Here is a 20687-nt window from a genome sequence, read left to right as displayed (position 1 = left end):
TATGATGACCTGATGAAACGACAGCCTGCCCCCGCCGAGACGCTGCTGGCGCCCGACCGCCTGTCCGACCGGCTGGCCGACCTGTTGCAAGCCCGCATCGAGAGCGGCGAGCTGCAACCGCAGGATCGCCTGCCCACCGAGCAGGAGCTCGCCGAACGGCATGGCGTCTCGCGCACCGTCGTGCGCGAGGCCGTGAGCCGGCTCAAGTCCATGGGGCTGCTGGTGTCGCGCCAAGGCTCCGGCGTTTTCGTGGCGCCGGTGTCGCGCGCCAAGGCGCTGGCCTTCGATCCGGCCGTGCTGCATTCGCTGGAAGCGGTGGTGCAGATCGTCGAGGTGCGCCGGGCGCTGGAGGGCGAAGTGGCGGCCCTGGCGGCCCAGCGTGCCGACGACGTCGCGGTGGAGCGCATCCTGTCGGCGCTTGCCGCCATCGATGCGGCCGTGGCGGCCGGGGGCGATGGTGTCGAGGAAGACCTGCATTTCCATCGCACCGTGGCCGCGGCCACCGGCAACCCGCAGTTCACCCGGCTGCTGGGCTTCCTGGAGCAGTACCAGCGCGATGCGATGACCGTCACGCGGGCCAATGAGGCCATGCGCGAGGATTTCATGGAGCAGGTGCGCGGCGAGCACCGCGAGATCGCCCATGCCATCGCGGCCCACGACCCCGAGCGGGCCCGGCAGGCCGCCACCACCCACATGCTGCGCGCGGCCCGCCGCATCGAGGAGGCCGATGCGTCGGTGCGCGCGGCCCTGAGCGATGCCCTGGTGCCGCGTCGTCACGACTCGAAAGGATCTGCCCCATGACTTCCAAGACCCTGGGCGTGATCGGCCTGGGCTCCATGGGCCTGGGCGCCGCCCTCTCGGCCCACCGCAAGGGCGTGCCCACCTGGGGCTGCGACCCGCGCGCCGAGGCCCGTGAGGCCTTTGCGAAAGAAGGCGGCCGCGTGGCGGCCACCCCGGCCGAGCTGGCCGCCCAGTGCGACGTGGTGCTCATCCTGGTGGTGAATGCGGCGCAGACCGAGGACGTGCTTTTTGGCGCCGGCGCCGTGGCCCAGCATCTCAAGCCGGGTTCGGTGGTGGTGGCCTCGGCGACGGTCGACCCGTCGCTGCCGCCGCAATGGGAATCGCGCCTGCGCGAGCGCGGCCTGTGGCTGATCGACGGGCCGGTCTCGGGCGGTGCGGCCAAGGCGGCGCAGGGCCAGATGACGGTGATGGCTTCGGGCCGCCCGGAAGCCTTCGAGGCCGCCGGTGGCGTGCTCGAGGCACTGGCCGGCAAGGTGTACCGCCTGGGCGATGCCGCGGGCATCGGCTCCACGGTGAAGATGGTGAACCAGCACCTGGCGGGGGTGCACATCGCGGCGGCTGCCGAGGCCATGGCCCTGGGGATGCGCGCCGGGGCCGACCCGGCCCAGCTCTACGAGGTGATCTGCAACTCGGCCGGCATGAGCTGGATGTTCCAGAACCGCGTGCCCCACATCCTGGCGGGCGACTACCGGCCACTGTCGGCCGTGAACATCTTCGTGAAGGACCTGGGCATCGTGCTCGATGCCGCGCGCAAGTTCACGATGCCGCTGCCGCTGGCGGCGTCTGCCCACCAGATGTACCTGCAGGCGGCGGCCGCCGGCCACGGGGGCGAGGACGACAGCGCGGTGATCAAGATCTTCCCGGGCATCGACCTGCCGAAGGGCGCGCAGGCATGACCGTGCTGGGCGTCATTGCCGACGACTTCACCGGCGCCACCGATGTGGCCAGCATGCTGGTGCGCGCGGGCATGCGCACGGTGCAGGTGATCGGGGTGCCGCACGGGCCACCGCCCAAGGCCGACGCCGTGGTGGTGGCGCTGAAATCGCGCACCACGCCGGCTGCCCAGGCCGTGGCCGATTCGATCGCCGCGTTGCGCTGGCTCCAGGCCGCTGGCGCGAAGCAGTTCTACTTCAAGTACTGCTCCACCTTCGACTCCACGCCCGCGGGCAACATCGGCCCGGTGGCCGAAGCCCTGCTCGAGGCGCTGGACAGCGACTTCACCATCGCCTGCCCCGCGTTCCCGGAAAACGGTCGCACGGTGTTCCGCGGGCACCTCTTCGTGGGCGACCAGCTGTTGAGCGACTCGGGCATGCGCCACCACCCGCTCACGCCGATGACGGATGCGAACCTGGTCGCTGTGCTGCAGGCGCAGTCGCGTGGCCGCGTGGGCTTGCTGCGGTACGACACGGTCGGGCAGGGCGTGGAGGCGGTGCGCGCGCGCTTGGCCCAATTGCGCGCCGAGGGCGTGCGCCTGGCGGTGGCCGACGCCATCGACAACGACGACCTGCGCACCCTGGCTGCGGCCTGCGCCGAACTGCCGCTCATCACCGCAGGGTCGGGCGTGGCCCTGGGCCTGCCCGCGGTCTATGAGGCCCGCGGCTGGATCCAGCCCGATGCACAGGCCGCAGTCCTGCCCGCCGTGGGCGGTGCGGCGGCGGTGCTGTCGGGCTCGTGTTCGGTCGCCACCAACGCACAGGTGCAGCACTGGATCGACGCGGGCCGGCCGGCCCTGCGGATCGACGCGCGCGAGCTCGCGCAAGGCCGCCCCGTGGCCGCCGAGGCCCTGGCCTGGGCGCGCGATCGGGTGGCCGATGAGCCGGTGCTGGTCTATGCCACGGCGCGGCCCGAGGCGGTGCAGGCCATCCAGTCCGAACTGGGCGCCGAGCGGGCGGGCGCTCTGGTGGAGCAGTGCCTCGCCACGGTCGCGCAAGGGCTGGTCGAGTCCGGTGTGCGCCGCCTGGTGGTGGCTGGCGGTGAAACCTCCGGTGCCGTGGTGCAGGCCCTGGGCGTGCAGCAACTGCGCATCGGCGCGCCCATCGACCCGGGCGTGCCGTGGACGCAGGCCGAGGGCCGGCCGCTGCTGCTGGCGCTCAAGTCGGGCAACTTCGGCAGCACCGACTTCTTCAGCAAGGCCTTGGGCCAGGTGGCGTGATGACCGACCAAGACGTTCAGCGCCTGGAGATCTGCCGCATCGGCCGCTCGCTCTTCGAGCGGGGCTACGTGCATGCCACGGCGGGCAACATCAGCGTGCGGCTCGACGAGGCGCAAGGCGGTGGCTTCCTGATCACGCCCACCGAGGCCTGCCTGGGTTTCCTGGACCCCCGGCAACTGGCCTGGGTGGATGCCAGCGGCGAGCAGCGCAGCGGCGAGCGCGCCAGCAAGACGCTGGCCTTGCATCGGCGCATCTACGATGCCGCGCCCGAGGCGCGCTGTGTCATCCACACCCACTCCACCCACCTCGTGGCCCTCACGCTGCAAGGCGTGTGGAGCCCGGATGACATCGTGCCGCCCCTCACGCCCTACTACGTGATGAAGGTGGGCCATGTACCGCTGATTCCCTACCACCGCCCCGGTGATGGGGCCGCGGCCGAGCGGGTGGCGCAAGCCATCACGGCGGCCGCGCAGCGGGGCACGCCGCTGCGCGCCGTGATGCTCGACCGCCTGGGCCCCAATGTGTGGGGCGAGAGCCTCGCGCAGGCCATGGCCACCCTGGAGGAACTGGAAGAAACCGCCCGGCTGTGGCTGATGTGCCACCCCAGGCCGGCCCCCCTGAACGACGCCCAGATCGATGAACTGCGCCGCCACTTCGGCGCGCGCTGGTGAGAAGACCCGACCATGCCCCGCTTCGCTGCCAACCTCTCGATGATGTACACGGAGCACGACTTCCTGGACCGTTTCGCCGCCGCAGCGGCCGATGGCTTCAAGGCGGTCGAGTTCCTCTTTCCCTACGAGCACGCACCTTCTGACATTGCGCAGCGCCTGCGCGACCACGGCCTCACGCAGGCCCTGTTCAACCTGCCACCGGGCGACTGGGCCGGCGGCGAGCGGGGCATGGCGGCGCTGCCGGGCCGCGAGGCGGAGTTCGCCGCGAGCGTGCAGCAGGCCCTGATGTATGCCCAGGCCACGGGCTGTCGCCGCCTGCATGTGATGGCTGGCATGACGCCCGCGGGCGCCGACCGCGATGCGATGCGACGCACCTACGTGGCCAACCTGCGGCATGCCGCGGCGCAGTTCGCGCCGCATGGCATCACCGCCCTGATCGAGCCCATCAACACCCGCGACATGCCGGGCTACTTCCTGAATTTCCAGCAGCAGGCCCACGACGTGGTGGCCGAAGTCGGCGCCTCCAACCTGAAGGTGCAGATGGACCTCTACCACTGCCAGATCATGGAAGGCGACCTCCTGATGCGGCTGAAGCGCCACCTGGCCGGCGTGGGCCACCTTCAGATCGCCGGTGTGCCGCAGCGCCATGAACCCGACACCGGCGAAGTCCACTACCGCTGGCTCTTCGACGAGATCGACGCCCTGGGCTACGAGGGCTACATCGGCTGCGAATACCGTCCGCGCGAGGGTACGTCGGCAGGACTGGGCTGGTTCGCACCCTACAAGGAACGGCAATCATGAAGGTGCTGATCACCGGCGGGGCCGGCTTCCTGGGCGCGCGTCTGGCGCGTGAACTGTTGCATCGCGGCCACCTGCGAGGCCAGCGCATCGAGCGCCTGGTGCTGGCCGACCGGGCCGAGACCGGCGATGCCGCGCTGCGCGACGACGCTCGTGTGCAGACGCACATGGGTGATCTGCTCGCCCAGATCCCTGCGCTGATGGCCCAGCCCTACGATGCGGTCTTCCACCTGGCCTCGGCCGTGTCGGCCGAATGCGAGACCGACTTCGACCTGGGGCTGCGCTCCAACCTCGACACCACGCGTGCGCTGCTCGATGCCTGCCGCGCCCAGGCGGCTCGGGGCGGGCCCGTGCCACTCTTCGTCTTCTCCAGCTCGGTGGCGGTGTACGGCTCCGACCCGGCCCTGCCGCTGCCGGCCGTGGTGGATGACCGCACGCTGCCCACGCCGCAGTCGAGCTACGGCATCCACAAGTTCATCTGCGAGCAACTCGTGGCCGACTACACCCGCAAGGGCCACATCGACGGCCGGGCGGCCCGCCTGATGACGGTGTCGGTGCGACCCGGTCGGCCCAATGGTGCCGCGTCCTCGTTTCTTTCGGGCATCGTGCGCGAGCCGCTGGCCGGCGTGGAGGCCGTCTGCCCGGTGGCACCCGACACAGCCGTGGCCCTGGCCTCGCCGGCCAGCACCATCGCCGGTCTGATCGCGGTGGCCGAAGCCACGCGCGAGGCCTTCGGCGGCCGCACGGCGCTGAACCTGCCGGCCCTCACCGTCACCGTGCAGCAGATGCTCGAGGCGTTGCGCGAGGTGGGTGGCGAGGAGGCCGTGCGGCTCGTGCGTTTCGAGCCGGACGCCACCGTGGCACGCATCGTGGGCGGCTGGCCGTCGCGATTCGACAGCCCGCGAGCGCGCGCCCTCGGGCTTTTCCCCGATCGTGATTTCCACACTGTCGTGCAGCAATACGTGCGCGACCATCGAGACGCGGTGCGCAACACCCAGGCACTGGCGTCAGCCTGAATTCCAGTTGAAAACCACAAGAAGACCGACCTTCCCCCTTCGTTCGTTCACCACAGGAGACAGACCCATGAAACTCAAGCAACTCGTCGCTCTCATCACCACCGGCGTGGGCCTCATGGCCGCGGCCCAGGCACAGACCGTGCTGAAGATCGGCTACGCCACGTCGCCGCAATCCCACTATGGCGTGGGTTCCACCGTCTTCTGCGACGAGGTGGAAAAGGGCACGCAAGGCCGCTACAAGTGCCAGCACTTCCCCAGCTCGGCCCTGGGCGGCGAGCGCGAGATGATCGAAGCCGTGCAACTGGGCACGCAGGACATCGTCAACACCTCCACCGGCCCGCTGGGCAACTTCGTGCCCGAGGTGCGCATCGTCGACATCCCCTTCCTCTTCCGCGACTACGACCACGCCCGCAAGGTGATGGACGGCCCCATCGGTCAGGACCTGCTGCAGAAGATGGCCGCACGGGGCCTGATCGGCCTGGCCTGGACGGAAAACGGCTTCCGTCACATGACCAACTCCAAGCGTCCCATCGTGCAGGCCAACGACGCTTCGGGCCTGAAGATGCGCACCATGGAGAACAAGGTGCACATGGACGGCTACAAGACCTTCGGCATCCTGCCCACGCCCATGCCCTTCCCGGAGCTGTTCACCGCGCTGCAGCAGGGCACCGTGGACGGGCAGGAGAACCCGATTCCCGTGATCCTCGCCTCGAAGTTCTCGCAGGTGCAGCGCCACCTCTCGCTGACCGGCCACGTCTATTCGCCCGCGGTGATCATCCTGTCGCCGGCCGTGTGGAACAAGCTGTCGGCGGCGGACAAGCAGGTCTTCGTCGAGGCGGCCAAGAAGGGCGCCGTGGCCCAGCGCAAGAAGGTGAATGACGACGAGAACAACGGCATCGCCCAGCTCAAGAGCGAAGGCATGCAGGTCGTCGAGAAGGTCGATGGCGAAAGCTTCCGCAAGGCCGTGGCGCCGGCCTACGCGCAGTTCGCCCGCGAGTTCGGAGCGGACAAGATTGCGGCGATCCAGGCAGTCCGCTGACATGAGAGCTGTGCTGCGGTCGGTCGACCGGGCGGTGGCGTCGGGGGCCTTGTATGCCGCCTGCGCCCTGCTGGCCACGATCGCCTGCCTGGGGCTGTGGCAGGTGGTGTCGCGCTTCGTGCTGTCACAGCCCTCCACCTTCACGGAAGAGGCCATGCGCCGGCTGCTGATCTGGATGGTGATGCTCGGCATCGTGGCAGCCTTCCGCGAGGGCGCGCTGGTGTGTGTGGACCTGATGCTCAGGCTGTCCCGCGGCTGGTGGCGCACGGCAGTGCGCAGCCTCATCACGGTGAGCACGCTGGCCTTCCTGGCGGTGATCGCCTGGTATGGCGTGGACCTGGCCTGGCGCGTGCGCTTCCAGACCTTCGCCAGCCTGGATCTGTCCATGGCCTGGGCCTATGCGGCCTTGCCGGTGGGGGCCGTGCTGGCGATGGTCAGCGTGGTGGCCTATCACTTCGATCCGCGCGAGCGCGGCGTGGATGCCGAGGTCTGAGACCCGGCTTCGATTCACCCCAGGGAACCGTCCCGATGTCCTTCACCCTCCTCGTCACGATGCTGCTGGGCTTTGCCTTCAGCGTCTCGATCGCCGTGTCCATCGGCGGCTCGGCCATCCTGGGCATGGCCTTCTATGAGGCCGACAAGCTCATCCTGGCGCCCAAGGAGATGTTCACCGCCATCGACAAGTTTCCGCTGGCGGCCATCCCCTTCTTCATCCTGGCGGGCAACCTGATGGAGAGCGGCGGCATCTCGCGCCGCCTGGTCGAATTCGCCAAATCCCTTGTCGGTGGCGTGCAGGGCGGCCTGCCCATGACCTGCGTGCTCACCTGCATGATCTTCGCGGCCGTGTCCGGCTCGTCGGTGGCCACCACCTTCGCCATCGGCGCGATCCTGGTGCCTGCGCTCATCAAGCACGGCTACCCCAAGAGTTATGCCGCCTCGTTGCAGGCCACCTCGGCCGAACTGGGCGTGGTGATCCCGCCGTCCATCCCGATGATCCTCTTCGGCGTGTCGGCCGAGGTGTCGATCGGTGAACTCTTCATCGCCGGCATCGGCCCGGGCCTGCTCATCGGCGGCACGCTGATGCTGTTCGTGCACCTGTACTGCCGCTGGAAGGGCTGGGGCAAGCAGGATGGCGACGGCCGCCAGCCGGTGCTTTCCGCCACGGCGCATGCCGGCTGGGCGCTGCTGATGCCGGTCATCATCCTGGGCGGCATCTATGGCGGCATCTTCACGCCCACCGAGGCCTCGGTGGTGGCGGTCTTCTATGCGCTGATCGTCGGCTTCGTGATCCACCGCGAACTCAAGCTCAAGGACCTGTTCCCCGTGCTGCGCAAGTCGGTCATCTCCAGCGCGGTGATCATGTTCATCATCGCCAACGCCGGCCTGTTCGCCTACCTCATCACCCGCGCCGGCATCCCCGATGCGCTGGGCCAATGGCTCACCGAGGTCCTGCGTTCGCCGGCCTGGTTCCTGCTCGGCGTGAACGCGGCATTGTTCGTGATCGGCATGTTCATCGAGACCTCGGCGGCCATCATCGTGCTGGCGCCCATCCTGGTGCCGGTGGCGGCCCACTTCGGTGTCGACCCGGTGCACTTCGGCATCATCATGGTGGTCAACCTCGCGATGGGCATGATCACGCCGCCGTTCGGGGTCAACCTGTTTGCCGCCTGCACGGTGGCGAGGATCTCGCTGGACCAGATCATCCGGCACCTGCTGCCCTTCGTGCTGGTGATCCTCGCTTGCCTGATGGTCCTCACCTACGTGCCCTGGATCTCCCTGGCGCTGCGCGACCTGGTGTTCGCTGCGCCGGCCGTGGGCCCCTCCATCGGCCCGGTCATCGGGCCGCAGTGACAGCTTCCAGGAGATCGCCATGACGTCCGTTCACCTGCACTTCATCGACAACCGCCGCGTGCCCTCGGCCAGCGGCGAGACCCTGCCCGTGGTCGACCCTTCCGATGGCCAGGTCTTTGCCGAGATCGCCCGTGGCGGTGCGGCCGAGATCGACCAGGCGGTGGCGGCGGCCCGGCGCGCGGCCGAGGGCCCCTGGGGGCGCATGCCCGGGGTCGAGCGTGGGCGCATCCTGGCGCGCGCCTGCGCCCTCATCCAGCAGCACGCCGACGAACTGATGCAGCTCGAATCGCGCGACTGCGGCAAACCGCTCACCCAGGCGCGCAACGACGTCACCGCCGTGGCGCGCTACTTCGAGTTCTATGCCGGCGCCGCCGACAAGGTGGGCGGCCAGGTGCTGCCCTATCTTGCCGGCTACACCGTGCTGGCCGACCGCGAGCCGCATGGCGTGACGGGCCACATCATTCCCTGGAACTACCCGCTGCAGATCTTCGGCCGCTCGGTGGGGGCCGCGCTGGCGGCCGGCAATGCCTGCGTGGTCAAGCCGGCCGAGGATGCCTGCCTGTCGCTGCTGCGCCTGGCCGAACTGCTGGCCCAGGCAGGCCTGCCGGCCGGGGCTCTCAACATCGTCACCGGCCTGGGCACCGAGGCCGGATCGGCCCTGTCGGCCCACCCGGGGCTCGATCACATCTCCTTCACCGGCTCGCCGCCCACGGGCACGCGCGTGGCCCAGGCCGCGGCGGTGCATCACGTGCCGGTCACGCTCGAGCTCGGCGGCAAGTCGCCCCAGGTGGTCTTCGACGATGCCGATCTCGATGCCGCCGTGCCGGTGATCGTCAACGCCATCGTCCAGAACGCCGGCCAGACCTGCTCGGCCGGCAGCCGATTGCTGGTGCAGCGTGGCGCCTACGAGCCGCTGCTGGCGAAGCTCTCGGCGGCCTTCTCGGCCCTGCGGGTGGGGCCGGCGGCGGCCGACCTCGCCTGCGGCCCGCTGATCCGCGCCTCGCAACTGGCCCATGTGCGCCAGATGGTGCACGAGGCCCGCGACGCCGGTCTGGCCGTGGCGGCCCACGGCCAGATCGTCACCGACGCCCCGCATGGCGGCTACTACTTCGCCCCCACGCTCTTCCGGGACGTGCCTCACGGCCATCGCCTGGCGCAGGAAGAGGTCTTCGGCCCGGTGCTCGCGGCGATGGCCTTCGACGACGAGGACGACGCCGTGCGCCTGGCCAACGGCACGCGCTTCGGCCTCGTGGCCGGGGTGTGGACGCGCGACGGCTCGCGCGCGCTGCGCCTGGCCAAGCGCCTGCGCTGCGGCCAGGTCTTCATCAACAACTACGGCGCGGCCGGCGGGGTGGAACTGCCCTTTGGCGGCGTGCGCGCCAGCGGCCACGGGCGCGAGAAGGGCCTGGAGGGCCTGATCAGCTTCACGCGCGTGAAAACCATTGCCATCAAGCACGACTGAGGAGCTCCCCATGAGACTGAAGGACAAGACCGCCATCGTCACCGGCGCAGGCTCCGGTTTCGGCGAAGGCATCGCCAAGCGCTTTGCGCAGGAGGGCTGCAAGGTCCTGGTGAACGATCTCCACCCCCAGGGCGGGGAACGCGTGGTGGCCGAGATCCGTGCCGCTGGGGGCCAGGCGCACTTCGTCCAGGCCGACGTGTCCAAGGACGCCGACGTGAAGCGCCTCATCGAGGGCTGCCTCGATCACTTCGGTGCGCTGCACATCATCGTCAACAACGCCGGCACCACCCACCGCAACCGGCCGATGCTGGAGGTGAGCGAGGAAGAGTTCGACCGCATCTACGCCGTCAACGTGAAGAGCCTCTTCCTCACCGCAAGACACGCCGTGCCCCACTTCCGCGCGCAGAAGAGCGGCTGCTTCATCACCATCGCGTCCACCGCCGGCGTGCGCCCCCGCCCGGGGCTCACCTGGTACAACGGCAGCAAGGGTGCGGCCATCACCACCAGCCGCTCGATGGCGGCTGAACTCGGCCCCGACAACATCCGCGTCAACGTCATCAATCCGGTGGCCGGCGAAACGGCCTTGCTCGCGCAATTCATGGGCGAGGACACGCCCGAGCGCCGCGCGAAGTTCATCGCCACCGTGCCGCTGGGCCGACTGAGCCGTCCGCTGGACATCGCCAACGCGGCGCTCTACCTGGCCAGCGACGAAGCGGAGTTCATCACCGGCGCCTGCCTGGAGGTCGATGGCGGCCGCTGCGTGTAACGCCTTGTTTCATCTTGCATGGGCAGCTTTCCCCCGTTGGAGGGATCGGCGAGAAGCAGTTAACAGCAAATGTTGTTTCACCGCGGCGCGGCGTTGACTTGTCACGTCCGCACGGCACGATGATGCGCTATCGTCCCGTCCGGCCGCATGGCCATCCTGCGATGGCGGTCGGTCCCAAGACGATATCAACGAGGGTGAAACACCATGAGCGCAATCACGTCCCCCTGGGCCCGGCGGGCCCGCACGGCCGCCCTGTCGGCCGGCCTGGTTTTGGCCAGCGCCCCCCTGTGGGCCCAGACCAAGGTCCTCATCAACCCGGGTGATCAAGGCGAGCAGTCCCGCTTTGCGGTGTACAGCGCCTGGAAGACCGCGGTCGAGGCGGCGCTGCGCAAGGACAAGCTCACACCGGCCGTGTCCCTCTCCACCGACGCCACCGCCGACCTCGCCAATACCCGCTCACGGCTGCAGGACATCTTCGTGGCGCCCGCCCATGTGATCGGCAGCGCCCTGCGCTATGGCTACACGCCCGTGGTGGGCTGGGATGCCCCCGTGCAGGCAGTGCTGGTGGTGCCCAAGGACAGCGCCGTGCAGTCGCTCCAGGATGCCTCTGGCAAGCGTCTGGGCCTGCCCCTGCAGGACAGCATCGTGACCTACCTGGTGCGTGGCGAGGTCAATGCGGCCAACACCACCATCAAGCGCCACTTCGGCAGCGTGTTCGAGACGCGCTACCAGGATGCTCTGCTGCCCTGCCTGCAGGTGCGCCGCTGTGATGTCGTGGCCGTCGAGCGTGCGGTCTATGACCGCTGGGTGGCTGCGGGCGAGCCCGTGCGCGCAGTGATGGAAAGCAAGCCCTCGCCGGCGCTGAGCGTGGCAGTGCGTGACGGCAGCGGCATCAACCCCGACACCGTGCGCGCGGCCCTGGCCGAGAGCGGTGCGATCACGGCAGGTGTCAAGCTCACCTCGCTGTCCAAGCGCGATTTCGAGTACGTCTCGACCCTGGGCTACTTCACGCCGCGCGCCCTCCCGGGCGCCAAGGTGGTCGATGCGCAGACGGTGGCGCAGCTCCTGCAGTCGGGTGCGCAGTACATCGACACGCGCACCGACAAGGAATTCGCGGCCGGCCGTGTGCCCGGCTCGAAGCTCGTGCCCTACCATGAGAAGAGCCCCAAGGAAGCCGACTACGATCCCTCACTCGACCAGTTCGATCTGAGCAAGCTGCCATCCAACAAGGCCACACCGGTGATCTTTGCCTGCAACGGCGCCGAATGCTGGAAAAGCTTCAAGGCCAGCCATGCGGCGGTCAAGGCCGGCTACACCCAGGTGCACTGGTTCCGCGGCGGCTTCCCGGAGTGGCGCAGCGCCGGCCTGAAGATCGAGAAGGACGACTGATCCTGCTGCCGCCTCAGCCGTGCAGCCGGCTGCTGCGCGGCACGCTGGCCAGGAGGAACTCCATCTGGTCAGCGAGGATGCGGCGGCCGCGCAGGATCATGTCCTCGTGCAGGCTGGGCACGTAGGGCAGGTACATCAGGCTCATGCGCGCCTCCTCCGGCGTGCGATTGCCTTTGCGGCCATTGCAGCCGCGGCAGGCCGTGATGCAATTCATCCAGGTGTCATGGCCGCCGCGTGAGGTCGGCACGATGTGCTCGCGTGTCAGCTCATCCGGGTGGAACTGCCCGCCGCAATAGGCGCAGACATGGCGGTCCCGGGCAAACAGCTTCGTGTTCGACAGCGCCGGCACCTGGCGCCAGGCCCGGCTGGGGATGGCACCGCGCACGGCCACGATGGGGTGCAGTTCGATGCGCGACTGCTGCCCGCTGACCCGCTGGATCCCCCCGCGCAGCACCAGGAAGGGGTCGCCGAGCGTCCAGGCGATGCCGTCGGTGGCGTACAGCGTGGCCGCTTCCTTGGTCGAGATCCACGCTTGCGGGCGACCGGACACATCGAGCTGCAGCACGTCCATGGCAGAACCAGGCCTCATCGAAGGTTGACGAGAGCGTCGCCGCACGGGTGCCAGGCCGTTCGGCAGCGCCACATGCTTCAGCATATGGCAAGTCGGGGCGCGGGCTCAAGCACCCGTGGTAAAGCCACACAGCAGGGCCCATGCCACAATCATCGGCATGAGTCGAACGGCGGTGCCCGCGCGCTGGGCAGCATGGTTACTTGGCCTGGCCCTGGCCTGCGCGGCGGCGCCCTTGGCGGCCCAGTCGGGCGCCGCACCGCCACTGTCGCCCTCGCCCGAGCCCCTCTCAGCCTCGGCCCAGCGCGTGTACGAGCGTGCGCGGGGGCAACTGGTGCAGATCCGCACCTTGCTGCAGGGGCAGACCAGCCAGTCCACGGTGGGCTCCGGCTTCATCGTCAGCGATGACGGCCTGCTGATGACGAACTACCACGTCGTCAGCCAGGCCGCGCTGCAACCCTCCCGTTACCGGCTCGTCTACACCCGGGCTGAGGGCGGGGAAGGGCCGCTGGAGCTGCTGGCCTTCGATGCCGTGCACGACCTGGCCCTGCTTCGAGCAGCCGACGGCGGCCTGGCCGGCCGCGGCGCGCTCACGTTCCGCAGCCCCGAGCGTGCGCTCGGGCGGGGCGAGCGCATCTTCTCGCTGGGCAATCCGCTCGATGTGGGTTTCGCCGTGCTGGAAGGCAACTACAGCGGCCTGGTCGAGCGCAGCTTCTACCCGAACATCTTCTTCGCCGGATCGCTCAACCCCGGCATGAGCGGCGGGCCCGCGCTGGACGAGCGGGGGGAGGTCATCGGCGTGAACGTGGCCACGCGCCGTGACGGCCAGCAGGTGAGCTTCCTCGTGCCCGGTGCCCAGGCCCAGGCGCTGCTCGCGCGGGCGGCGGGCGCCCCGGCGCTCAATGGCGCCGTCCATGCCGAACTGACGGCCCAGCTGATGCGCCACCAGCAGCAGCTCACCGAACGATTCCTGGCGCAGCCCTGGCGCTCGGCGAACCACGACCGTTACCGCATTCCGGTGCCCGAAGAGAGCTTCCTGCGCTGCTGGGGCCAGAGTTCGCCGTCGGAGTCCAAGGGCCTGCAGTACGAACGCTCCGACTGCGAGATGGGCGCCTCCGTGTTCGTGGGTGAAGGGCTGTTCACCGGCGGGCTGAGCGTGCGACACGAGGCTTACGACGGTGCCCACCTGGGCCCCTGGCGCTTTTCGGCGCAGTACTCGGCCAGTTTCAAGAACGAGCACTTTCCGCAGCGATCCACGCGCCACCGCACGGCGGCCCAGTGCCGCGAGCGCTTCGTCGATCGCGACGGCTTGGTGCTTCGGGCGGTGCTGTGCCTGTCGGCCTACAAGCGGCTGACGGGCCTGTACGACCTGAGCCTGCTCGTGGCCACGCTCGATCAGTCCACCGCGGGTGTGCAAGGGCGCTTCGACGTTCGCGGCGTGAGCTTTGACAACGCCATGCGTCTGGCCGAGCACTACCTGGAAGGCTACGCGTGGAAAGACTAGCCGTGCTGGAAGTGCTCGACCGGGACGCCCGCGTGCGCCAGGTCTTCGAAGTGACGCGCTGGCCCTTGCGCGTGGGCCGTTCGCTTCACTGCGAGGTCGTGCTGGACGACCCCCACGTCGCCCCCGAGCACGTGCAGCTGCAGCCGGCCGACGGTGGCGTCGCTCTGACGGTGGGCGACACCGTCAATGGCGTGCGTTGCGGCCGACACCACCTGCGCGCGGGCGAAGCAGCGGTGCGTCCTGCAGCGGAGGACTGGTGGGTGGGTCAGACCCGTGTGCGGCTGCGCCTGGCGGGCGAAGCCGTGCCGGCCGAACTGCCGCTGCCGGTGGCCGGGCGCTGGCCTGTGGCCGGCCTGCTGCTGGCCCTGGTGGGTGTGCTGGTGTGGACCGCCTGGGGCGAATACCTGCAGACGGAACCGGGCGAATTCCTGAGCAGCCTGGCCGGTGCGAGTCTGTCGATGCTGGCGGTGCTGGGCACCTGGAGCTTCCTCTGGGCTCTGGGGTCCAAGCTGTTTCAGCATCGTCTCGACTACTGGCGCCACCTGCGCATCGCCGCTGTCGGGCTGCTGGCCTCAGGGGTGGTTGCCTCGGGCCTGGGGGTGCTGGCCTTTGCCACGTCCTGGGTGATCCTCAGCCATCTGAGTGGCGCCGCCGAGGCTGCCGTGCTGGCCGTCACCGTCTGGGCCCATCTGGCGGTGGTCCTGCCGGGGCGTCGTCGTGTGCTGGCCTGGGCGGTGGGGTCGGCGCTCGTCTGCGGGCTCGCCGTGGCGGCGGCCTTCCAGTACCAGCGCACGGGGCGCGTGTTCACTGAGCTCTACCTCACCACGCTGCCGCCTCCCTGGATGCGCCTGGCGCCCGCCGTTGCGCCGGCGCAGTTCCTCGACGAGGCGCGCACCTTGCAAGGCGCCCTGGAGCAGGCGGCACGCGAGGACGGCGAGGAGGGCACCCCGGCCGACGAGGCCGAAGACGCCGAGTAAGCCCGCACGACGCAGGTGGCCGGGCTTGTGCCGGCCCCTCGCTTGCGTCACACTTGTTTTCAGTGCGCGGGCCGCACTGGCCGGTCCCCAGACTCAGTGTTTACCCGAGGTTTGAGGCCCGGTGGTGGCTTTCTAGTGAGAAAGCCCTAGGAATTTGGCGCAGTCACTTGCCCCGGCCCACCGGAAACCTGCAGAATAGAACGATCGTTCGTTTTATTTCGGGGATTCCCGTGAGCGCATTGCCTTCCATCAGTCCCAAGGCCACCCGTGAGGGGGGGCGCAGCCTGCACAAGGGTCAGCAGACCAAGGCCGCCATCCTGGACGCTGCGCTGGCGCTGGCCTCGCAGGTGGGGCTCGAAGGTCTGTCCATCGGCGCCCTGGCCGAGGTCACGCGCATGAGCAAGTCGGGGGTGTTCGCCCACTTCGGCTCGCGCGAGGAACTGCAGATCTCGGTCATCCGCGAATACCACAACCGCTTCGAGGAAGAGGTCTTCTTCCCCTCGCTGAGCGAGCCGCGCGGCCTGCCGCGCCTGCGGGCCTTCTTCGAGCGCTGGGTGCGGCGCGTGTCGGTGGAAATCGATTCCGGCTGCATCTACATCAGTGGCGCCGTCGAGTTCGACGACCGTCCCGGGCCGGTGCGCGATGCGCTGGCCGACATGGTGCTGACCTGGCACAAGGCCCTGGGGCGTGCCATCGCGATCTCGGTGCAGGAAGGGCACCTGCGAGAGGATACCGACCCGCAGCAGATGCTCTTCGAGATCCACGGCCTCATCCTGGCCCTGCATCACGATGCCCGTTTCCTGCGTTCGCCCGGCGCGCTCGACCGCGCGCGTCGCGGCTTTGACTTCATCGTCAGCCACTATGCGACCGACAAGGCCCCCAAGCCCACACCGCTGAAGGCCCCGCGCAAGTCGGCCTCCAGATCTTCTCGCTAACCGTTCCTACAGGAGCCCATTCCATGCCCCAGTACAACCCGCCGCTGCGCGACATGCAATTCGTGATGCACGAAGTGCTGAACGTGGTCGACGAGCTCAAGACCCTGCCGGCGCATGCCGAGATCGATGCCGACACCATCAATGCCGTGCTCGAAGAAGGCGGCAAGTTCGCCTCCCAGGTGGTCTTCCCGCTGAACATCAGCGGCGATGCGGAGGGCTGCACGCTCGACAAGAGCACCCATGAGGTGACCGCGCCCAAGGGCTTCAAGGAGGCCTATCAGCAGTATGTGGAAGGTGGCTGGCCGGCGCTGAGCTGCGACCCCGAGTATGGCGGTCAGGGCCTGCCGCACGTGGTGAACCAATCCTTCTACGAAATGCTCAACTCGGCCAACCAGGCCTGGACCATGTACCCCGGCCTGTCGCACGGCGCCTACGAGGCCCTGCACGCCCACGGCACGCCCGAGCAGAAGAAGCTGTACCTGCCCAAGCTGGTGAGCGGGGTGTGGACCGGCACCATGTGCCTGACCGAACCCCACTGCGGCACCGACCTGGGCCTGCTGCGCACCAAGGCCGAGCCCCAGGCCGATGGCACTTACAAGCTCAGCGGCCAGAAGATCTTCATCTCCGCCGGCGAACACGACCTGGCCGAGAACATCGTCCATCTGGTGCTGGCCCGCCTGCCCGATGCGCCGGCCGGCTCCAAGGGCATCTCGCTCTTCGTGGTGCCCAAGTTCAAGGTCAAGGCCGACGGTTCGCTCGGCGAGCGCAACGCCATCTATTGCGGCGGCCTCGAGCACAAGATGGGCATCCATGGCAATGCCACGGCTCAGATGATCCTCGATGGCGCCGAAGGCAGCCTCGTGGGCGAGCCCAACAAGGGCCTGGCCGCGATGTTCGTGATGATGAACGCTGCCCGCCTGGGCGTGGGCATGCAGTCGCTGGGCCTGACCGAAGTGGCCTACCAGAACGCCGTGGCCTACGCCAAGGACCGCATCCAGATGCGCGCCCTGTCGGGCCCCAAGGCCGCCGACAAGCCGGCCGACCCCATCATCGTGCATCCCGATGTGCGCAAGATGCTGCTCACCGCGCGGGCCTACGCCGAAGGCGCCCGCGCCGTGGCCATGTGGACGACCTTGCAACTCGACAAGGAACTGGCCACCGACGACGAGGATGTGCGCAAAGACTGCGCCGATCTCGTGGCCCTGCTCACGCCCATCATCAAGGCCTTCTTCACCGACAACGGCTGGATTGCCACCTCGCACTGCCTGCAGGTCTTCGGTGGCCACGGCTACATCAAGGAATGGGGCATGGAGCAGTATGTGCGCGATGCCCGCATCAACATGATCTACGAGGGCACCAACACCATCCAGTCGCTCGACCTGCTGGGCCGCAAGGTGCTGGGCGACAACGGCGCCAAGCTCAAGAAGTTCGGCAAGCTGGTGCAGGCCTTCGTTGAAGAAGAGGGTGTGAACGAGGACATGCAGGAGTTCGTGAACCCTCTGGCCGATCTGGGCGAGAAGGTGACCAAACTCACCATGGAAATCGGCATGAAGGCCATGGGCAATGCCGACGAGGTGGGCGCGGCCGCGGTGGACTACCTGCGCGTGTGCGGCCATCTGGTGTTCGCCTATTTCTGGGCCCGTATGGCCAAGGTGGCCCTGGCCAAGCAAGGCAGCGGCGATCCGTTCTACACGGCCAAGCTGGCCACTGCTCGCTTCTACTTCGCCAAGCTGCTGCCCGAGACGGCGAGCCTCATCCGCACGGCCCGTGCCGGCCTGAAGCCGCTGATGGAGATGGACGAAGCCCTGTTCTGACCCCCCCTGCCGGCCGCGTGCAAGCGTGGCCGGCATCCACCCCCGAGGAGAGACACGATGAAGAAGAACATCCTGATCGCCGCCGCCGTGCTGATGCTGGCCGGTGTGACACAGGCCAGCCCCGTGGGGCTGTGGAAAACCATCGATGACGCCACCAAGAAAGAAAAGTCGCTGGTGCGCATCAGCGAGAACGGCGGCGTGCTCAGCGGGCGCATCGAGAAGCTGCTCGACCCCGAGGCCAAGGCCGATGGCGTGTGCGACAAGTGCAGCGATGATCGCAAAGGCCAGCCCATCGTGGGCCTGAACATCATCCGCAACGTCAAGGCCAACGCTGACGACACGTCGGTGTGGGATGGTGGGGAGATCCTCGACCCCAACAACGGCAAGGTCTATCGCGTGCGCCTCAAGCCGGTGGACGGTGGCAAGAAGCTCGAAGTGCGAGGCTACATCGGGGCTCCCCTGCTGGGGCGCACCCAGGTCTGGCAGCGCGTCGAATGATTTCCGCGCCGGCGCGCGCGGTTCCGCGCGCCGGCCTTCACATCAAGGAGAACCCCGTGAGTCGATTCCAAGTCCGCAAAGTCGCCGTGCTCGGCGCCGGCGTGATGGGCGCGCAGATCGCCGCCCACCTCGTCAACGTGAAAGTGCCGGTGGTGCTCTTCGACCTTCCGGCCAAGGAGGGCCCGAAGAACGGCATCGTCAGCAAGGCGGTGGAAGGGCTGAAGAAGCTCAAACCCTCGCCGCTGGGCGTGGCCGAGGATGCCGCGCTGATCCAGCAGGCCAACTATGAAGAGCACAGCGAGCTCCTGGAGGACTGCGACCTCATCATCGAGGCCATCGCCGAACGGATGGACTGGAAGCTCGACCTCTACAAGAAGATCGCGCCCTTCGTTGCGCCGCATGCCATCGTTGCGTCCAACACCTCGGGCCTGTCGATCACCAAGCTCAGCGAGGCGCTGCCCGAAGAGATCAAGCCGCGCTTCTGCGGCATCCATTTCTTCAACCCGCCGCGTTACATGTACCTGGTGGAGCTGATCCCCACCCCCACGACCAGGCCCGAGATCCTCGACCAGCTCGAGACCTTCGTCACCACCAGCGTGGGCAAGGGTGTGGTGCGCGCCAAGGACACCCCCAACTTCATTGCCAATCGCGTGGGCATCGCCGGCATGCTGGCGACCATCAAGGAAGCCGAGAACTTCGGCCTCACCTATGACGTGGTGGACGACCTCACCGGCAAGAAGATGGGCCGCGCCAGCTCGGGCACCTTCCGCACCGCCGATGTGGTGGGGTTGGACACGATGGCCCACGTCATCAAGACCCTGCAGGACAACCTGAAGGACGACCCGTTCTTTCCGAGCTACGCCACGCCGCCGGTGCTGGCCAAGCTGATCGAGCAGGGAGCGCTGGGCCAGAAGAGCGGCGCGGGCTTCTACAAGAAGGTGGGCAAGGACATCCTGCGCCTGGACCCGGCCAAGGGGGAGTACGTGCCCGCCGGCGCGAAGGGCGACGAGCTCGTCGCGCGCATCCTCAAGAAGGCCCCGGCCGAGCGCCTGAAGCTGCTGCGCGAATCGAGCAACCCGCAGGCCCAGTTCCTGTGGGCCATCCTGCGCGACAGCTTCCACTACGTGGCCGTGCACCTGGAAGCCATCGCCGACTGCGCCCGCGACGTGGACTTCGCGATGCGCTGGGGCTTTGGCATGAGCCAGGGGCCCTTCGAGCTGTGGCAGTCCGCCGGCTGGAAGCAGGTGGCCGAGTGGGTCAAGGCGGATATCGATGCCGGCAAGGCCCTTAGCAAGGCGCCGCTGCCCGACTGGGTCTTTGATGGCCGCGAGGGGGTGCATACGCCGGAAGGCTCCTGGAGTCCGTCGCAGAAGAAATACATCCCGCGCAGCAATCTGGCCGTGTATCAACGGCAGCACTTCCCCGAGGCCGTGCTGGGCTCGGGCGCTGTCGAGCCGCTCAAGGCCGGCACCGAGGTGTTCAAGAACGACGAGATCCGCGTGTGGACGCTCGATGGCGAGGTGCTGATCGCCAGCATCACCGCCAAGCTGCACCTGATCAGCCCCACCGTGACCGAAGGCCTGCTCAAGGCCGTGGACCTGGCGGAACAGGGCTACAAGGGCCTGGTGATCTGGTCACCCGATGACGTGTTCTCCGCTGGCGCCAACCTCGAGGCCCTGATGCCGGTGTTCATGGCCAAGGGCTCCAAGGGCATCATCCCGGAAGAGAAGAAGCTGCAGGACGCGATGCTGCGCATCCGCTACGCGCAGGTGCCGGTGGTCTCGGCCATCCGCGGCATCGCCCTGGGCGGGGGCTGCGAGCTGGCCATCCACTCGGCCAGGCGCGTGGCTGCGATGGAGAGCTACGTGGGCCTCGTGGAAGTGGGCGTGGGCCTGATCCCCGGCGCGGGCGGCCTCACCTACATCGCCCGCCGCGCGGCCGAGATGGCCGCCGCCGGCAATGCCAATGCCGACCTCCTGAAGTTCGCCACCGACGGCTTCACCAGCGCGGCGATGGCCAAGGTGGGCACCAGCGCCATCGAGTCGCGCAAGCTGGGCTACCTGCTCGACAGCGACGTGATCGTGCCCAACAAGGACGAGCTGCTCTATGTGGCCCTGTCGCAGGCCAAGGCGATGTTCGACGCCGGCTACCGCCCGCCGCACAAGGCCATGTTCCCGGTGGCAGGCCGTTCGGCCAAGGCCACGATCATGGCCCAGCTGGCCAACATGCGGGACGGCGGCTTCATCAGCCAGCACGACTTCCACATCTCCACGCTGATCGCCGACGTGATCTGCGGCGGCGAGGTCGAGGCCGGCTCGCTGGTGAACGAGGACTACCTGATGGCCCTGGAGCGCCAGCACTTCTGCGGCCTGCTCGACCACCCCAAGACGCAAGAACGCATCATGGGCATGCTGCAGACCGGCAAGCCCGTGCGCAACTGATCGAT

General features: G+C 68.4%; 19 protein-coding genes. 18 read left to right on the top strand and 1 reads right to left on the bottom strand.

Features of this window, described 5'->3' with window-relative positions; all coding sequences use genetic code 11:
• The first annotated feature begins 12 nt into the window (after nt 1-12).
• From C1704_RS15140 to C1704_RS15085, 12 genes are all read left to right on the top strand, one after another.
• A complete protein-coding gene (locus tag C1704_RS15140; RefSeq protein WP_170064717.1) occupies nt 13-801 on the top strand; it encodes a FadR/GntR family transcriptional regulator in 789 nt (262 codons plus the stop codon).
• On the top strand, nt 798-1697 hold the full coding sequence (gene ltnD, locus C1704_RS15135) for an L-threonate dehydrogenase (protein ID WP_104303577.1): 900 nt from the start codon (nt 798-800) through the stop codon (nt 1695-1697). Before C1704_RS15140 ends, ltnD begins: the two co-directional genes overlap by 4 nt.
• Complete coding sequence (otnK, locus tag C1704_RS15130; RefSeq protein ID WP_104303576.1) at nt 1694-2953, top strand: 3-oxo-tetronate kinase; 1260 nt, start codon at nt 1694-1696, stop codon at nt 2951-2953. The genes ltnD and otnK overlap by 4 nt, the downstream gene beginning before the upstream one ends.
• The gene (locus C1704_RS15125) at nt 2953-3624 is read left to right on the top strand and encodes a class II aldolase/adducin family protein (protein ID WP_104303575.1); all 672 of its coding nucleotides are present in this window, start codon (nt 2953-2955) and stop codon (nt 3622-3624) included. The genes otnK and C1704_RS15125 overlap by 1 nt, the downstream gene beginning before the upstream one ends.
• Nucleotides 3625-3636: 12 nt before the next feature.
• Nucleotides 3637-4425, top strand: coding sequence for a 2-oxo-tetronate isomerase (gene otnI / locus C1704_RS15120; protein WP_104303574.1), 789 nt, complete (start codon nt 3637-3639; stop codon nt 4423-4425).
• Nucleotides 4422-5438, top strand: coding sequence for a D-erythronate dehydrogenase (gene denD, locus C1704_RS15115; protein ID WP_104303573.1), 1017 nt, complete (start codon nt 4422-4424; stop codon nt 5436-5438). The genes otnI and denD overlap by 4 nt, the downstream gene beginning before the upstream one ends.
• Nucleotides 5439-5505: 67 nt before the next feature.
• The gene (locus C1704_RS15110; protein WP_104303572.1) at nt 5506-6477 is read left to right on the top strand and encodes a TRAP transporter substrate-binding protein; all 972 of its coding nucleotides are present in this window, start codon (nt 5506-5508) and stop codon (nt 6475-6477) included.
• A 1-nt stretch (nt 6478) separates the two neighbouring features.
• Nucleotides 6479-6970: a TRAP transporter small permease gene (locus tag C1704_RS15105; protein WP_104303571.1), complete on the top strand. Its 492-nt coding sequence runs from the start codon at nt 6479-6481 to the stop codon at nt 6968-6970.
• A gap of 35 nt (nt 6971-7005) precedes the next feature.
• Entirely contained in the window at nt 7006-8328 is a 1323-nt protein-coding gene (locus C1704_RS15100) for a TRAP transporter large permease (RefSeq protein WP_104303570.1), read from the top strand.
• 19 nt (nt 8329-8347) lie between these two features.
• Nucleotides 8348-9790: an aldehyde dehydrogenase family protein gene (locus C1704_RS15095; protein WP_104303569.1), complete on the top strand. Its 1443-nt coding sequence runs from the start codon at nt 8348-8350 to the stop codon at nt 9788-9790.
• 10 nt (nt 9791-9800) lie between these two features.
• On the top strand, nt 9801-10556 hold the full coding sequence (locus tag C1704_RS15090) for an SDR family oxidoreductase (protein ID WP_104303568.1): 756 nt from the start codon (nt 9801-9803) through the stop codon (nt 10554-10556).
• A 204-nt stretch (nt 10557-10760) separates the two neighbouring features.
• A complete protein-coding gene (locus tag C1704_RS15085; protein ID WP_104303567.1) occupies nt 10761-11945 on the top strand; it encodes a rhodanese-like domain-containing protein in 1185 nt (394 codons plus the stop codon).
• A gap of 13 nt (nt 11946-11958) precedes the next feature.
• Here the strand turns inward: C1704_RS15085 and C1704_RS15080 are convergent, their stop codons facing one another.
• A complete protein-coding gene (locus C1704_RS15080; RefSeq protein ID WP_104303566.1) occupies nt 11959-12516 on the bottom strand; it encodes an HNH endonuclease in 558 nt (185 codons plus the stop codon).
• 157 nt (nt 12517-12673) lie between these two features.
• Between C1704_RS15080 and C1704_RS15075 the strand changes: the two genes are divergently transcribed.
• From C1704_RS15075 to C1704_RS15050, 6 genes are all read left to right on the top strand, one after another.
• Nucleotides 12674-14017, top strand: a complete 1344-nt coding sequence (locus tag C1704_RS15075; RefSeq protein WP_104303565.1) for a S1 family peptidase — start codon at nt 12674-12676, stop codon at nt 14015-14017.
• Nucleotides 14005-14994, top strand: a complete 990-nt coding sequence (locus C1704_RS15070) for an FHA domain-containing protein (protein ID WP_146076097.1) — start codon at nt 14005-14007, stop codon at nt 14992-14994. Before C1704_RS15075 ends, C1704_RS15070 begins: the two co-directional genes overlap by 13 nt.
• A 230-nt stretch (nt 14995-15224) precedes the next feature.
• Nucleotides 15225-15929 carry a TetR/AcrR family transcriptional regulator gene (locus C1704_RS15065; protein WP_104303563.1) on the top strand — a complete coding sequence of 235 codons (705 nt, stop codon included), beginning with the start codon at nt 15225-15227 and terminating at the stop codon, nt 15927-15929.
• 23 nt (nt 15930-15952) lie between these two features.
• Nucleotides 15953-17743, top strand: a complete 1791-nt coding sequence (locus tag C1704_RS15060) for an acyl-CoA dehydrogenase C-terminal domain-containing protein (protein ID WP_104303562.1) — start codon at nt 15953-15955, stop codon at nt 17741-17743.
• 57 nt (nt 17744-17800) lie between these two features.
• Complete coding sequence (locus C1704_RS15055) at nt 17801-18241, top strand: DUF2147 domain-containing protein (protein ID WP_104303561.1); 441 nt, start codon at nt 17801-17803, stop codon at nt 18239-18241.
• Nucleotides 18242-18297: 56 nt separating this feature from the next.
• The gene (locus C1704_RS15050) at nt 18298-20682 is read left to right on the top strand and encodes a 3-hydroxyacyl-CoA dehydrogenase/enoyl-CoA hydratase family protein (protein WP_104303689.1); all 2385 of its coding nucleotides are present in this window, start codon (nt 18298-18300) and stop codon (nt 20680-20682) included.
• The last annotated feature ends 5 nt before the right edge of the window (nt 20683-20687 follow it).

The sequence above is a fragment of the Caldimonas caldifontis genome (assembly GCF_002930615.1).
In the GTDB taxonomy this organism is placed as follows: Bacteria; Pseudomonadota; Gammaproteobacteria; order Burkholderiales; family Burkholderiaceae_C; genus Caldimonas; species Caldimonas caldifontis.
Note: the sequence above shows the minus strand (reverse complement) of the source record. Positions and strands in the feature narration are given on the sequence as shown.

Bases quoted from the DNA above. Each gene is read 5' to 3' on its own strand.
- C1704_RS15140 (WP_170064717.1), top strand. From the start codon at position 13: ATGAAACGACAGCCTGCCCCCGCCGAGACGCTGCTGGCGCCCGACCGC.
- ltnD (WP_104303577.1), top strand. From the start codon at position 798: ATGACTTCCAAGACCCTGGGCGTGATCGGCCTGGGCTCCATGGGCCTG.
- otnK (WP_104303576.1), top strand. From the start codon at position 1,694: ATGACCGTGCTGGGCGTCATTGCCGACGACTTCACCGGCGCCACCGAT.
- C1704_RS15125 (WP_104303575.1), top strand. From the start codon at position 2,953: ATGACCGACCAAGACGTTCAGCGCCTGGAGATCTGCCGCATCGGCCGC.
- otnI (WP_104303574.1), top strand. From the start codon at position 3,637: ATGCCCCGCTTCGCTGCCAACCTCTCGATGATGTACACGGAGCACGAC.
- denD (WP_104303573.1), top strand. From the start codon at position 4,422: ATGAAGGTGCTGATCACCGGCGGGGCCGGCTTCCTGGGCGCGCGTCTG.
- C1704_RS15110 (WP_104303572.1), top strand. From the start codon at position 5,506: ATGAAACTCAAGCAACTCGTCGCTCTCATCACCACCGGCGTGGGCCTC.
- C1704_RS15105 (WP_104303571.1), top strand. From the start codon at position 6,479: ATGAGAGCTGTGCTGCGGTCGGTCGACCGGGCGGTGGCGTCGGGGGCC.
- C1704_RS15100 (WP_104303570.1), top strand. From the start codon at position 7,006: ATGTCCTTCACCCTCCTCGTCACGATGCTGCTGGGCTTTGCCTTCAGC.
- C1704_RS15095 (WP_104303569.1), top strand. From the start codon at position 8,348: ATGACGTCCGTTCACCTGCACTTCATCGACAACCGCCGCGTGCCCTCG.
- C1704_RS15090 (WP_104303568.1), top strand. From the start codon at position 9,801: ATGAGACTGAAGGACAAGACCGCCATCGTCACCGGCGCAGGCTCCGGT.
- C1704_RS15085 (WP_104303567.1), top strand. From the start codon at position 10,761: ATGAGCGCAATCACGTCCCCCTGGGCCCGGCGGGCCCGCACGGCCGCC.
- C1704_RS15080 (WP_104303566.1), bottom strand. From the start codon at position 12,516: ATGGACGTGCTGCAGCTCGATGTGTCCGGTCGCCCGCAAGCGTGGATC.
- C1704_RS15075 (WP_104303565.1), top strand. From the start codon at position 12,674: ATGAGTCGAACGGCGGTGCCCGCGCGCTGGGCAGCATGGTTACTTGGC.
- C1704_RS15060 (WP_104303562.1), top strand. From the start codon at position 15,953: ATGCCCCAGTACAACCCGCCGCTGCGCGACATGCAATTCGTGATGCAC.
- C1704_RS15055 (WP_104303561.1), top strand. From the start codon at position 17,801: ATGAAGAAGAACATCCTGATCGCCGCCGCCGTGCTGATGCTGGCCGGT.